Here is a 12,835-nt window from a genome sequence, read left to right on the forward strand (position 1 = left end):
CCGTTCGCGTGCGCGACCTCAGAGGTCGGGGTCGTGGCCGATGAGATCACCGGGCTGACAGTCCAGTTCCCGGCACAGGGCGGCCAGGGTGGAGAAGCGGATCGCCTTGGCCCGCCCGTTCTTGAGTACGGACAGGTTGACCACGGTGACGCCGACCCGTGCGGACAGTTCGGTGAGGGTCATCCCGCGTGCGGCGAGGAGCTTGTCCAGGTGGATCCGGATGCCGGTGGCCTCTTCCGGAGGCATCAGACGAGACCGTCGACGTCGTCGCGCATACGCGCGCCCCGACGGAACACCTCGGCGAGCGCGGCCGGCATCAGACCGACCAGCAGTCCCGACAGCGGGGCCGATCCCAGGGTGATCTCGAAGGACGCGAGCACCATCCCCTCGGCGGGCAGCACCAGCATGAGGCGTTCCAGGGCGCTCGGGTCCTCGAAGACGAGCGTCATCGTGGACTCGGCGGCGATGGTGACGTCGTCGACCGACAGTTCGACGTCCGGGACCGTGCCCGGGGCGTCGATCGGCTGGTGCACGGTGACCCGGTCGCTTTGGCCGTTACCGCCCACGGAGAGACCGGTGGTGATCCACAGCAGGGAGAGCGCCATGGTCGCGCCCACCAGGATCATGCCGAGGACCAGGACGAACCGCATGGCGACGGAGTCGGTACGACTCCACCGGAGGTGGGATCGGCGAGCCGGGGCTTCGGGGGACATGCTCCCCTCCTTATCGTTTATCGATAAGTCGTGGAAACGAAAGCGGGCCCGCACCCGGCGAACCGGATACGGACCCCTCGTATGGAGAGAAGCCGATGCCGGGTCAGTCGCAGCTGACCTCGTCTTCGGCGGCGTTGGTGCCGCCCAGGTCCTCGATGCTCGAACCATCGCCGGAGCCGCCGCCCGCGCCCGCGATGCCCTCCCAGCCACCGCTCATGACCAACTCCAGTTCCTCCCCCAGGGAAGGCTCCTCCACGACCTCCGCGCCGCCCTCCACCGCCGCGGCCAGGATCTCGGCGTGCTCGGCCTGGTCGGGCCCGTGGTAGACGGTGGTGACCTCGGGAACGCGCAGTTCGGGGTTGGTCGTGTCGGTGACCGTGAAGCCCTCCTCGCTCAACAAGGGCTCGACCTGCGCGCCCAAACCGTCGACCCCGGTGTTGTTGAGCAGCAGCACCGACACGTCGGAGGGTTCCACACCGACGTCGGAGTCGTCCCCGGAGTCATCGTCGCCCTCGGCGCCCTCTTCCGCGGTGAGCTCACCGGCGGCCACCGAGTCGAACAGTCCCTGCGCGGCGGATTCCTGGAACTGCACCTTGTTGGGATCGACCGGGTAGTCCTCGACCGGCGCGGTGACCATGTTCATTCGACCCAGATCGACCTCGCGTATGGAGATGGCCAGCTCGGTCATCTTGTCGACGGTGAACCCGTTGTCGGTGGTGAGGCTGTCGGTGACCGAGTCCAGGAAGGAGATCAGGTTGTTGGGTTTGGACAGGATGTCCCCGGAGGTGACCTCGCGCAGGATGGCGCCCATCATGCGCTGCTGGTTCTCGATGCGCCCCAGGTCGCTGCCGTTGGCCGCGCTGTCCCGGGAACGCGCCAGCCCGAGCGCCTGTTCACCGTTGAGCCTCTGCTCCCCCGCGTCCAACCGAATGTGCGCCTTGGGGTCGTCGACGGGCTCGGGAACGCACATCTCGATGCCACCGATGGAGTCGACGATGTGCTCGAACCCGGCGAAGTCCACCAGGACCATGTGGTCGAGGTGGATCCCGCTGATGGTCTCCACCGTGTTGCCCTGACAGTCCATCCCGCCGTAGGTCATGGCGTGGTTGAGCTGGTCGACACCACCGCCCCAGCCCGCGCCGTCTCCCTCGCTCGCCTCGCACGGGGGGATCTCGACCATCGTGTCGCGCGGGAGGTTGACCATCGTCACCCCGCCCTCGTCCACGTCGATGCTGACGATGACGAGGACGTCGGGTCGGATGCCGTTGAGCTCGTTGTAGGAAGCGTTGTCCCCCGCACGTTCGTCGGTGCCCAGCAACAGGATGTTGTGCAGGCCCTCGACCTGGGCGGGACGGTCACCCCAGCCGTCGGGGTCCACGTCGGCGGTGTCGATGCCGAGAACGTTCTGATAACCGGCGTAGACGACCAGGCTCGAAGCGATGAGCACGCCTGTCGCGGCGCACGCCGCCCATTTCCCAAGGGTCATCTTGCCCGCGAGGGCGGCCTTGGACGCGTTTCTTGGGGCCAAGAGGGCACCTGCGATCCGATCTGGGGCACGAGAGAGGTGGGACCGTCCGGGAGGGGATCCGCCACGGGAGGGTCCGTGGCGGTGTACTCGGACGTAACCCACCGGATGGTACCGGAACGGTCTTCATGTGTCAGACGACGGTCACCCGTTCCGGCCACCGGCCCGGTGACCGGGCCGGCGTCCTCAGCAGGCACTCTCCTGGTCTTCCTCGGCGGTGACGCCGCCCAGGTCATCGGTGATGGACAGGTCGGTCTCGGCGGATGAACTCCCGGCGAAACCGTTCCAGTCGGACCCGGCGACAAGTTCGAGGGTCTGCTCCAGCCCCTCGGCCTCCTCGGTCACGGCGTTCTCCAGGGAACCGGCGAGCAGCTCGGCCGCCGCCTCGTCGCCCGGACCGTGGTAGACCGTGGTGGCCTCGGGGACACGCAGTTCGGGGTTGCCCGTGCCGGTGACCACGTAGCCCTCCTGGACCATGACGGCCTGGATCTCCAGAGCGAGACCTTCGATGCCGGTGTTGTTGACGATCTCGACCGAGACGTCGGCGGGGTCGACAGACTCCGTCTCCGACTCCTCCTCGTCCTTCTGGTCGGCGGTGTCGTCGCCGGCGGCCAGGTCCACACCCGCGTTGATCGCCTCGAACAGTTCCGAGGCCTGGGGCTGGCTCATCATGATGCGGTTCTCGTCGTCGGGGTGGGCGCCGTTGGGAACCGTGACGAACTGGATCCGCTCCAGGTCGACCTCGCGCATGGAGATGGCCATGTCGGTCATGATGTCGACGGTGAGGTCGTCGTCGGTGGTGATGGAGTCGGTGATGGCACCGAGGAAGTTGGTGATGGTGACCGGGTTGGTCATGACATCGCTGCTGAGGACCTCGCGGAGCATGGCACCCATGAACTCCTGTTGGCGGTCGATCCGCGAGAGGTCGCTGCCGTCGCCCTGGGCGTAGCGGGAGCGCACGAAGCCCAGGGAGTCCTCACCGTTGAGCGACTGGAGCCCGGCGTCCAGCTGTAGGTGGGCCTTGGGGTCGTCGACGGCCTCGGGGATGCACATCTCCACCCCGCCCAAGGCGTCCACCATGTCCTTGAACCCGGTGAAGTCCATCATGACGAAGTGGTCCAGGTGCACGCCGGTGACCTGCTCCACGGCGTTCCACTGGCAGCCCACCCCACCGAAGGTCATCGCGGAGTTGACCATGCCCTGGTGGGCGCCCATGCCCTCGTAGCCCTCCGACGCTTCACAGGCCGGCAGGTCGACCATGAGGTCGCGGGGCAGGTTGACCAGGGTGGCGGCGCCGTTGTCCACGTTGATGCTGGCGATGAGCATGGTGTCGGGGCGTTCGCCCTCGGCCTCGCCGTAGTCGGCGTTCTCACCCGACCGCACGTCGGAGCCGATGATGAGGAGGTTCATGACCCCCTCGACGCTGGTGGGCCGATCCCACTCGTCGGTGTCCACCTGCGCGGTGGTGATGTTGCCGATCAACCCCTGGTACCAGCCGTAGCCGCCCAGACTGGCGATGATGGTCAACGCCGTGACGACACAGGCGACCCACTGCCCACCGGACAACCTTGCGGTGCCCAGGGCACCGGACGAACGGGGGGCGGAACGTTTTCCAGCCATGCGAACCTTCGGATACGAAGAGACCTTGAGGGGGCGGGGTCAGGGCGGCCAGAAGGGTCGCGTCCCCGGGGAAATGCTGTTCAGGGATGCTAACAGCAGCCCGATCGGCTTCACGACCGTGCTCGGAGCCGTTCGACGCGACCGGTGAGGATTCAGTAACGGGTCGCGATGGTGCCCGCGGCCCGGTCGTGTAGACCACGGGTGTCACGGTCATAGACCACGGCCGGGATCACCAGGCACAACAGCAGGGTCCGCACGGTCATGGACACGAACCAGGGCCAGGAACGCTCCCCCGTGCCCGTGATCCCGACGCCGACGATCCGCCGCCCGATCGTTGTACCGAACAGGGTCAGCAGCACGATGTTCATCGCCGCGAAGACCACCAGGGTCGACAGGGTGGTGAAGTTGGTCAGGGCGAGGGTCTCCTGGTCCCCACCGCTCGCGGCGGCGGCCGAGAGTTCCTGACCGATCAGCCCCAGGTTGATGGCACCCCAGACGAGGAAGCCGGCGACGGCCCAGTCCAGGACCAGGCCGACGAGTCGACGCACGACACCGGGCACCGATCCGGGACCGTCCTCGGGCAGCCCGAGCCGGTTCCCCCGGTAGCGGAAATCATCGTCGGGGGCGGCGGTGGACCGGCTCTCGTCACTCATGGTTTTCACGGTATCGGCACGTCATCGACGCCCGTACCCGGGTGGGCGCGGCCGGTGTGACGATGGCCGCGAACCAGGGTGGGACCAGTCACCCTTCCCGCCACGTCGACGAGCCGGTTCGCCCCTGAAACAAGCGGAATCACCGATCGGCGGGGTCGCCCACGCGAACAGCGCGCTCCGTAACATGCAAGAAACAATCGAGACACGGCGTGGAAATCACGCACTCCTAGCTTCGAAGACGAAGCCGGGAGACGGCGTGTGGTCGACGGGCTCCGCGATGGAGCGGACCCACCGACCCGCCGTCTCAGCCACCTGCACGGAGGTTCCGTTTTGTTCAGCAGCGTCGATGAAGTCCTCGCCTACATCCGAGATGAGGACGTCCAGTTCCTCGACGTCCGTTTCACGGACCTGTTCGGGGGCGTGAACCACGTCACCCTCCCGGTCGAGAACGTGGACGAATCCACATTCACCGACGGCCAGATGTTCGACGGTTCCTCGATCCGTGGCTTCCAGGCCATCCACGAGTCCGACATGCTGTTGCTGCCCGACCTGAGCACCGGTGTCCTGGACCCGTTCCGCAAGCACAAGACGCTGAACATGACGTTCTTCGTGCACGACCCGCTCACGCTGGAGTCCTACAGCCGCGATCCGCGCAACGTCGCCCGTAAGGCCGAGGCCTACCTGCGCGGCTCCGGTGTCGCCGACACCGCCAACTTCGGTGCCGAGGCCGAGTTCTACATCTTCGACGACGTCAGGTTCGAGACGCGCGCGAACACCGGCTACTACGAGATCGACTCCATCGAGGGCGCCTGGAACACCGGCTCCGCGCTCCAGGGCGGCAACCGCGGCTACCGTCCGCGCTTCAAGGGCGGCTACTTCCCCGTCGAGCCGGTCGACCACTACAGCGACCTGCGCTCGGACATGGTGAAGACCCTCATCGCCTCCGGCATCGACGTCGAGCTCCAGCACCACGAGGTCGGCACCGCCGGCCAGGCCGAGATCGGCATCAGGTTCGGCACCCTGCTCAAGCACGCCGACAACGTGCAGCTGTACAAGTACATCGTGAAGAACGTCGCCAACGCCGCGGGTAAGACGGCGACCTTCATGCCCAAGCCGCTCTTCGGCGACAACGGCTCCGGCATGCACTGCCACCAGAGCCTGTGGAAGGACGGCGAGCCGCTGTTCTTCGACGAGTCCGGATACGGCCAGCTCTCCGACACGGCCCGCCACTACATCGGCGGTCTGCTCAAGCACGCCCCGGCGCTGCTGGCCTTCACCAACCCGACGGTGAACTCCTTCCACCGCCTGGTGCCGGGCTACGAGGCCCCGATCAACCTGGTCTACAGCCAGCGCAACCGTTCGGCGTGCATCCGGCTGCCGCTCACCGGCGCCAACCCCAAGGCCAAGCGCATCGAGTTCCGCGTGCCGGACCCGTCGGCCAACCCCTACCTGGCCTTCTCCGCCATGCTCATGGCGGGCCTGGACGGCGTCAAGAACAAGATCGAGCCGCCGGAGCCGCTCGACAAGGACCTGTACGAGCTGCCCCCGGCCGAGGCCGAGAGCATCGAGACGGTCCCCGCGTCCCTGGACGCGGCGCTGGAGGCCTTGGAGGCCGACCAAGAGTTCCTGCTCGAAGGCGGTGTCTTCACCAGGGACCTGATCGAGACCTACATCGACTTCAAGCGCACCGAGGAGATCGACTCCCTGCGCCTGCGCCCGCACCCGCGCGAGTTCGAGCTGTACTACGACATCTAGGTCGTGGGTCCGGAGGGACTCCGGGCATGGGGGAGGCCACCGATGACGTTCTCCACGTCGCCGGTGGCCTCCCCCGTTCATGCCCGGATCAGTTCGGGAGGACGGACTCGATGGCCTTGGTGACCTCGTCGGAGTCCGGCTCGACCTGGGGACCGAAGCGCGCCGCGACCGTTCCATCGGGGGCGACGAGGAACTTCTCGAAGTTCCAGCGGACGTCACCGGTGTGACCCTCGGCGTCGGCCGTCTCCACCAGGGCGGTGTACAGCGGGTGGCGGTCCTCGCCGTTGACGTCGACCTTCTCCGTCATCGGGAAGGTCGTGCCGTAGGTGGTGGAGCAGAAGGTGGCGATCTCCTCGTGGGTGCCGGGCTCCTGTCCCATGAACTGGTTGCACGGCACGCCCAGGACGGTGAAGCCCCGGTCGGCGTAGCCCTGCTGGATCTTCTCCAGGGTCGCGTACTGCGGGGTCAGTCCGCATCGGGAAGCGACGTTGACGACCAGCACCGCCTTGTCCTTGTACCGGTCCAAATCGGCCGGGCCGCCGGTGAGGGCGGCGATCTCGACGTCGAGAACGGACATGTGCGCTCCTTGGGTGTAGAGGTGACCGGGGCATGCTATCCGCCGGTGGGTGGACGGTTACCGTTGACGAGTGGCAAGGGACGGAAGTAGCGAGATGACAGTGGGCGCTCTGGCGCGGCGTGGTTTCAGCGACAGCCCCAAGGCTCTGAGGTTGGTGGAACAGGCCGGGCTGGACGCCAGGGCCGACACCGACGTCCTCACCTCACTCGCGGCGGCGGCCGACCCCGACCAGGCCCTGTTGGGACTGCTCCGGTTGTTGGAGGTCTCCCCCGACCCCGAGGACGTCCTCCTCGCTCTGCGCCAGGAGCCGGATCTGCGGGCACGGCTGTGCCGGATCCTGGGCGCCAGCACCGCTCTGACCGACCATCTCGTCCGCTACCCCGAGGACTGGCGTGAGCTGCGGGGCGCCGACGCCGCGCGCACCCCGCTGCCGGAGGAACTGCGCCGGGGGCTGTTGCACACTGTGGGCGCACAACCCGACGACGAGGCACCCGTCGCCGACCCGGCGGTGGTCGAGGGCGCAGGCGGCGACCCGTGGACGGAGCTTCAGCACACCCTTCGGGTGGCGTACCGTCGCCGGCTGCTGCGGCTGGCCGGGCGCGACCTGACCGAGGCGAACACGGTGGAGGAGGTCGCCGCCGAGCTGTCCGACCTGGCCGCGTCCCTGCTGGAGGCGGCGTTGGCGGTGGCGCGGGCCGAGTCGCCCGAGGACGCCGAGCTGTGCCGGCTGGCCGTGATCGGCATGGGCAAGTGCGGTGGCCGTGAACTCAACTACGTCAGCGACGTGGACGTGGTGTTCGTGGCCGAACCCGTCGGCGACACCGACGAGCAGGAGGCGCTGCGCTCGGCCACCCGTCTGGCGACGACGATGATGCGGATCCCGTCGGGAACCGACGCCGAGGGCACCCTGTGGGAGGTCGACCCCGCGTTGCGGCCCGAGGGCAGGAACGGTCCGCTGGTGCGTCCACTGTCCAGCCACGTGACCTACTACGACCGCTGGGCCAAGACCTGGGAGTTCCAGGCGCTGCTCAAGGCCCGCCCCATCGCCGGTGACGTGGCGCTGGGCCGCGCCTACGCCGAGGCGATCGCACCGATGGTGTGGGAGGCCTCCGGGCGCAAGGACTTCGTCGAGGACGTGCAGGCGATGCGCCGCCGGGTGGTGGCGCACATCCCCACCGGCGAGGCCGACCGTGAGCTGAAGCTGGGCCACGGCGGTCTGCGCGACATCGAGTTCTCCGTGCAATTGTTGCAGCTGGTGCACGGACGGACCGATGACCGGCTGCGTTCGGGCAACACCCTCCAGGCGCTGACCGCGCTGTCGGAGTTCGGGTACGTGGGGCGCAAGGACGCGGTGGGGCTCACCGAGGCCTACCGGTTCCTGCGCCGGATGGAGCACCTGCTCCAGTTGGAGCGGCTGCGGCGCACCCACCTGATGCCCGACCCGAAGGCCCAGGAGGGGCCCGCGCAGCTGCGCCGGTTGGGTCGGGCGCTGGGGTTCGTCGCGGACCCGGTGCGGGAACTGACCGGGGCGCGCAAGCGGATGTCGGCGGAGGTGCGACGCCTGCACGAGAAACTGTTCTACCGCCCGCTGTTGAACGCGGTCGCCAAGCTGCCCGACGAGGAGGCGCGCCTGTCCCCCGCGCAGGCCGTCGACCGGTTGGGGGCCCTGGGTTTCGCGGATCCGCGCGGAGCGCTGCGGCACCTGGAGTCGTTGACGTCGGGGTTGTCCCGACGGGCCTCCATCCAGCGCACGTTGATGCCGGTGATGTTGGGCTGGTTCGCCGACTCCCCTGACCCGGACGCGGGCCTGTTGGGGTTCCGGCAGGTCAGCGACGCTCTCGGCACCACACCTTGGTATCTGCGGCTGCTCCGCGACGACGTGCGGGTGGCCGAGCGGATGGCGTGGTTGCTGGGCACCAGTCGCTACGTGACCGAACTGCTGCTGCGCGCCCCCGAATCGGTGGCGACGCTCGCCGACGACTCCCACCTGCGCCGACGTCGGGCCGAGACGCTCATGGCGGAGGCGGACGCGGCGCTGCGCCGGTACGACACCCCCGAGGACGCGGTCTCGGCGGTGCGCGCCCTGCGGCGCCGGGAGCTGCTGCGTACGGCCTCGGCGGATCTGTTGGAGGTGTCGTCGGTGGAGGAGGTCGGTGGCGCGCTGACCGACATCGCCGCGGTCACCATCGATGCCGCGCTGCGCGCCGCCTACACCAAGGTGGTGGCCGACGCGGGCGGTGTGGAGCTCACGCGGGTGTGCGTGGTGGCGATGGGGCGGTTCGGCGGTGGTGAGCTGACCTACGCCAGCGACGCCGACGTGATGTACGTGCACGATCCGATGCCGGGGGTGGAGACCGGGGCGGCCACCAAGCAGGCGCTGGCGATCGTTCGGGAACTGGCCCGGCTGTTGGAGATGCCGCAGGCGGAACCGTCGTTGAAGGTGGACACCGATCTGCGCCCGGAGGGCCGGAGCGGCCCGGTGGTGCGCACCCTGGCCTCCTACGCGGCCTACTACGGTCGCTGGTCACAGGTGTGGGAGAGCCAGGCGTTGTTGCGGGCGCGGCCGATCGCCGGCGACCACGGTCTGCGCTCGTCCTTCCTCGCCCTGATCGACCCGCTGCGCTACCCGCGGGGTGGGATCGACGGGGCGTCGGTGTTGGAGATCCGCAAGCTCAAGGCGCGGATGGAGGCCGAACGGTTGCCGCGCGGGGCCGACCCGACCCTGCATACGAAGCTGGGGCGAGGCGGTCTGTCGGACGTGGAGTGGGTGGCCCAGCTGATCCAGTTGCGGCACGCCCACGAACTTCCGGACCTGCGCACGAGCGGGACGTTGGAGGCGCTGCGCGTGGCGGTGGCGCACGGGCTGTTGGACGCCGACGACGGCGTGGTGCTGGAGGAGGCCTGGCGGTTGGCGTCCCGGGTGCGCGGCATGGTGATGCTGGAGCGCGGCCGGGGCGGCGACTCGCTCCCCTCAGACCTGCGGGTGCGCGCGGCCCTGGCCGAGGCCATGGGCTACCAGGACGATTCCGAGGACGAGGACTCCGAGACGGTGGGCCCCGCGGAACAGCTGACCGAGGAGTACCTGCGGGCGACCCGCCGTGCCCGCGCGGTCATGGAGCGGACCTTCTACGACGACTGAGGCACCGGCGCCGTGACGGGGGCCCGAGCCGAGGGCACCCCACGCGCGAAGGAGTGTGCGCGTGGGGTGCCGGGCCGGGAGTGAGCGGCCCTTCCTGGTCATCGGGTCAGAGCCGACCCCAGGCCACGGCCGTGGCCGGGCCGACGCGGTTGTCCCCGGGTTCCCACTCGGCGCTTCCGTCGGAGCCGACCTTGACGAGCTTCCACTCGGTGTCGGCCTCCATGGTGACGGTGCCGGTCCACTCGGGGTAGGTGTCGGCGTCGGTGTTCAGCGCCACGCCGTCCGCGGGATCCCAGGAACCGAGCTCGGGGGTGGAGCCGACCACGTGCACCTCCTGGCCGGGTTCGGTCTCGACCGTGGCGGTGATGGTGTCCGGGTCACCGGGCTCGCCGGGGTCTCCCGGGTCGCCGCCACCCTCGCAGTCCTCATCGCACTCGCCGCCCGCGTGCAGCGCCAGGGCGCCCTCGGCGGGGACGGTCGCGGAAACCTCGCCACCGGAGACCGTGGCCCCGCCGGAACCGGCGGCGTTGTCGTACTCACCGTCGGGCAGGGAGGTGGACGCGGTCAGCGACCAGCTCTGGCCGGTGGCGTTGAAGGCGGCGAAACCCACGTCGCCGCGGTCGAAGGCCACCCGTGAGGATCCGTCCTCGGCGCGTTCGGCCAGTTCGGTGCCGTCCACCGCGTTACGGAAGGCGACCATGCCGCTGACGGTCTCGCTGCGGTGCTCGCAGATCCACTCGCCGGAGGAGCAGTCGCTGTCGGCGGTGACCCACCCGGCCGGGTTGCCGTCGACCTCACCGACACTGGGCGGGCCCGCGGCCTCGTTGCCCTGGAAGTCGTAGCTCGACATCACCACGGGGGTGCCGTAGGGGTGAGCGAGCATGAAGGCGGTGGCCAGGTGGTAGCGGTCGCCGTCCACGTGGGTCAGGGCGGGCTCGTACCGCTGGGTGTCGTGGTTGTCGATGAAGACCACGGCCTCGTCGGAGGTGAGTCCGCCGTGGTCGGGCATCGAGGTCAGGTTCGCGATGTCACCGTTGGCGAAGCTCTCGGCGATGTCGCGCTGGTAGTCGAAGTTGGTGACCTGTCCGTAGGGCGTGTAGGCGGTGTAGGGGATCGTCGCGTCACCGATGACCTCGTGGTAGACGTGCGGGGCGCCGCCGAAGCCGGGCACCTCGTTCAGGGAGCCGATGATGGCGCCCATGTCCTCCTCGGGGACGTGCTTGGAGGCGTCCACGCGAAAGCCCCCGACGCCCATGTCGACCAGGCCGTTGAGGTACCGGACGACCTGGGCGCGCACGTGGTCCGAGCCCGTGTTCAGGTCGGACAGACCCAGGAGCTGACAGTCCTGCACCTCGCCCTTGTCGTCCCAGTTCTCGATGCTGTCGTAGCAGGGGCCGAAGTCGTCGTAGGAGTAGGAGGCCTCGCCGTCACCGAACAGGTCCGGATACTCGTACTGCTCCCATTCGGTGCCCGCGCTGCCGGGCAGATCGACCTCACCGGGGCCGGTCATGTGGTTGATCACGGCGTCGACGTAGATGCGGACGCCGTTGTCGGCACAGGTGTCGACCATGCTCTCGAACTCCTCGGCGGTGCCGCGCCGGGTGTTCTCGATGCTGTAGGACACCGGTTGGTAGTCCTGCCACCAGGGGTAGTCGCCGCCCTCGGAGGAGGGGACGACGACGTGTTCCTGGGGTGGGGAGACCTGCACGCCTCCGTAGCCGTTGGGTCCGAGGAAGTCGGCGCACTCGGTGGCGACGGAGTCCCAGTTCCACTGGAACAGGTGGACGATGGCGTCGCCCGCGCCCTCGGCGGCGGGGTTCGCGTCGGAGACGGGGTTCGTACCGGAGACGGGAGTCGCGTCCGGTTCTTCCTGGGAGATCGCGGGACCGGAAACCGCTAGCAGGCCGGCTCCCAGCACCACGGCACCTGCGAGGACGCCGAGTCGGGGTGTTCTCATATGCGCTCCTTGGGGGGAGGTTCCGCAATGGGGCCACACTGCCCCACCACCAATCTCTTGCATATTCTGCAAGAGTTTGCGTAAGAGTGGCGAAGGTAACACGCGGTCGTTTCCTTGGGAACCGGGTCTTCCTTACTTCCGAACGGACTCAGGCCGCTGACCTTGACGAAAGATGTTGCAAGTTTTCCGAAAGGTCGCGTCGGAGCGAACCGGACGCCCGCCGAAGATCGACCGGGGGCGGGCATGAAAAAGCCGGTGGCGGGTCGGCGCACTCCGACCCGCCACCGGCGACAGGGCCCCCTACGGGTGGGGCCACGGGCGCGAGACGCCCGACATGATCACCAGAAGACCGCCACACCGATGTTGACGATGGCGAGCACGCCGGCGATGATCGCCAGGTTCTTGGCGGGCTTACGGAGGTTGAGGACACCGACCACCACCACGGCCAAGGAGATGACGAGCTTGACCGCGATCTTCACGTGGTCGATGTCGGCGAGATCCGCCATCTCGGCGACCCCGACCAGAAGCAGCCCGGTGACGAACTGGAGCAGGGAGCTGTGCAGCAGGACCTTGGTGGCCTTGAGGTTGTCGGTCATCAGCTGCATCAGAAAACCGGCGATGATGCCGGCCAGGCCGAGCATGTGCAGGAAGACGAGCGCGGAGTAGAGGAAGTCCATGTCGACATACTACTACGCGCCGTAGTTCTCGACCGCGTCTTCATGACACCCTGACGTAACAAATCGGACTACCGGTCGACGGCCGACGCCGACCACCGACTCAGGAGAACAACGTTCGATCACGCCCCGGCGTTCCCCACCGCCGCCACTGGCGCCACAGCAACCAGACCAGCAGCATCAGGACCCCCACCCCCACCGCGCGCAGCACCCCCTCACGGT

The 12,835-nt window shown here is 68.4% G+C and carries 10 protein-coding genes; 2 read left to right on the forward strand and 8 right to left on the reverse strand.

Annotation, left to right across the window (positions count from 1 at the left end; all coding sequences use genetic code 11):
- Positions 1–18: 18 nt before the first annotated feature.
- From BQ8420_RS01270 to BQ8420_RS01290, 5 genes are all read right to left on the reverse strand, one after another.
- Positions 19–246, reverse strand: coding sequence for a helix-turn-helix transcriptional regulator (locus tag BQ8420_RS01270; RefSeq protein WP_087095948.1), 228 nt, complete (start codon positions 244–246; stop codon positions 19–21).
- The gene (locus BQ8420_RS01275; protein ID WP_087095949.1) at positions 246–713 is read right to left on the reverse strand and encodes a hypothetical protein; all 468 of its coding nucleotides are present in this window, start codon (positions 711–713) and stop codon (positions 246–248) included. The genes BQ8420_RS01270 and BQ8420_RS01275 overlap by 1 nt, the downstream gene beginning before the upstream one ends.
- Positions 714–816: 103 nt before the next feature.
- Positions 817–2,199: an LCP family protein gene (locus tag BQ8420_RS01280; protein WP_087095950.1), complete on the reverse strand. Its 1,383-nt coding sequence runs from the start codon at positions 2,197–2,199 to the stop codon at positions 817–819.
- A gap of 225 nt (positions 2,200–2,424) precedes the next feature.
- On the reverse strand, positions 2,425–3,858 hold the full coding sequence (locus BQ8420_RS01285; protein WP_087095951.1) for an LCP family protein: 1,434 nt from the start codon (positions 3,856–3,858) through the stop codon (positions 2,425–2,427).
- 152 nt (positions 3,859–4,010) lie between these two features.
- Complete coding sequence (locus BQ8420_RS01290; protein WP_087095952.1) at positions 4,011–4,511, reverse strand: RDD family protein; 501 nt, start codon at positions 4,509–4,511, stop codon at positions 4,011–4,013.
- A gap of 330 nt (positions 4,512–4,841) precedes the next feature.
- On the opposite strand from BQ8420_RS01290, the gene glnA reads away from it, so the two are divergent.
- Complete coding sequence (glnA, locus tag BQ8420_RS01295) at positions 4,842–6,266, forward strand: type I glutamate--ammonia ligase (RefSeq protein ID WP_087095959.1); 1,425 nt, start codon at positions 4,842–4,844, stop codon at positions 6,264–6,266.
- An 88-nt stretch (positions 6,267–6,354) separates the two neighbouring features.
- Here glnA and BQ8420_RS01300 read toward each other — a convergent pair whose 3' ends face one another.
- Positions 6,355–6,843, reverse strand: a complete 489-nt coding sequence (locus BQ8420_RS01300) for a glutathione peroxidase (RefSeq protein WP_087095953.1) — start codon at positions 6,841–6,843, stop codon at positions 6,355–6,357.
- 94 nt (positions 6,844–6,937) lie between these two features.
- Here BQ8420_RS01300 and BQ8420_RS01305 point away from each other — a divergent pair, with 94 nt between their 5' ends.
- Positions 6,938–9,982 carry a bifunctional [glutamine synthetase] adenylyltransferase/[glutamine synthetase]-adenylyl-L-tyrosine phosphorylase gene (locus BQ8420_RS01305; RefSeq protein ID WP_087095954.1) on the forward strand — a complete coding sequence of 1,015 codons (3,045 nt, stop codon included), beginning with the start codon at positions 6,938–6,940 and terminating at the stop codon, positions 9,980–9,982.
- 106 nt (positions 9,983–10,088) lie between these two features.
- Here BQ8420_RS01305 and BQ8420_RS01310 read toward each other — a convergent pair whose 3' ends face one another.
- Positions 10,089–11,939, reverse strand: a complete 1,851-nt coding sequence (locus tag BQ8420_RS01310) for a carbohydrate-binding module family 20 domain-containing protein (protein WP_087095955.1) — start codon at positions 11,937–11,939, stop codon at positions 10,089–10,091.
- A 338-nt stretch (positions 11,940–12,277) separates the two neighbouring features.
- Positions 12,278–12,616 (reverse strand): hypothetical protein, encoded by a 339-nt coding sequence (locus tag BQ8420_RS01315; protein WP_087095956.1) that lies wholly within the window; start codon positions 12,614–12,616, stop codon positions 12,278–12,280.
- Between the last annotated feature and the right edge of the window lie 219 nt (positions 12,617–12,835).

This window comes from Nocardiopsis sp. JB363, from assembly GCF_900143625.1.
Taxonomy (GTDB): Bacteria; Actinomycetota; Actinomycetes; order Streptosporangiales; family Streptosporangiaceae; genus Nocardiopsis.

Excerpts from the sequence above, each read along its gene's own strand:
- BQ8420_RS01270 (WP_087095948.1), bottom strand. The coding sequence starts at position 246 with ATGCCTCCGGAAGAGGCCACCGGCATCCGGATCCACCTGGACAAGCTC.
- BQ8420_RS01275 (WP_087095949.1), bottom strand. The coding sequence starts at position 713 with ATGTCCCCCGAAGCCCCGGCTCGCCGATCCCACCTCCGGTGGAGTCGT.
- BQ8420_RS01280 (WP_087095950.1), bottom strand. The coding sequence starts at position 2,199 with ATGACCCTTGGGAAATGGGCGGCGTGCGCCGCGACAGGCGTGCTCATC.
- BQ8420_RS01285 (WP_087095951.1), bottom strand. The coding sequence starts at position 3,858 with ATGGCTGGAAAACGTTCCGCCCCCCGTTCGTCCGGTGCCCTGGGCACC.
- BQ8420_RS01290 (WP_087095952.1), bottom strand. The coding sequence starts at position 4,511 with ATGAGTGACGAGAGCCGGTCCACCGCCGCCCCCGACGATGATTTCCGC.
- BQ8420_RS01300 (WP_087095953.1), bottom strand. The coding sequence starts at position 6,843 with ATGTCCGTTCTCGACGTCGAGATCGCCGCCCTCACCGGCGGCCCGGCC.
- BQ8420_RS01305 (WP_087095954.1), top strand. The coding sequence starts at position 6,938 with ATGACAGTGGGCGCTCTGGCGCGGCGTGGTTTCAGCGACAGCCCCAAG.
- BQ8420_RS01310 (WP_087095955.1), bottom strand. The coding sequence starts at position 11,939 with ATGAGAACACCCCGACTCGGCGTCCTCGCAGGTGCCGTGGTGCTGGGA.
- BQ8420_RS01315 (WP_087095956.1), bottom strand. The coding sequence starts at position 12,616 with ATGGACTTCCTCTACTCCGCGCTCGTCTTCCTGCACATGCTCGGCCTG.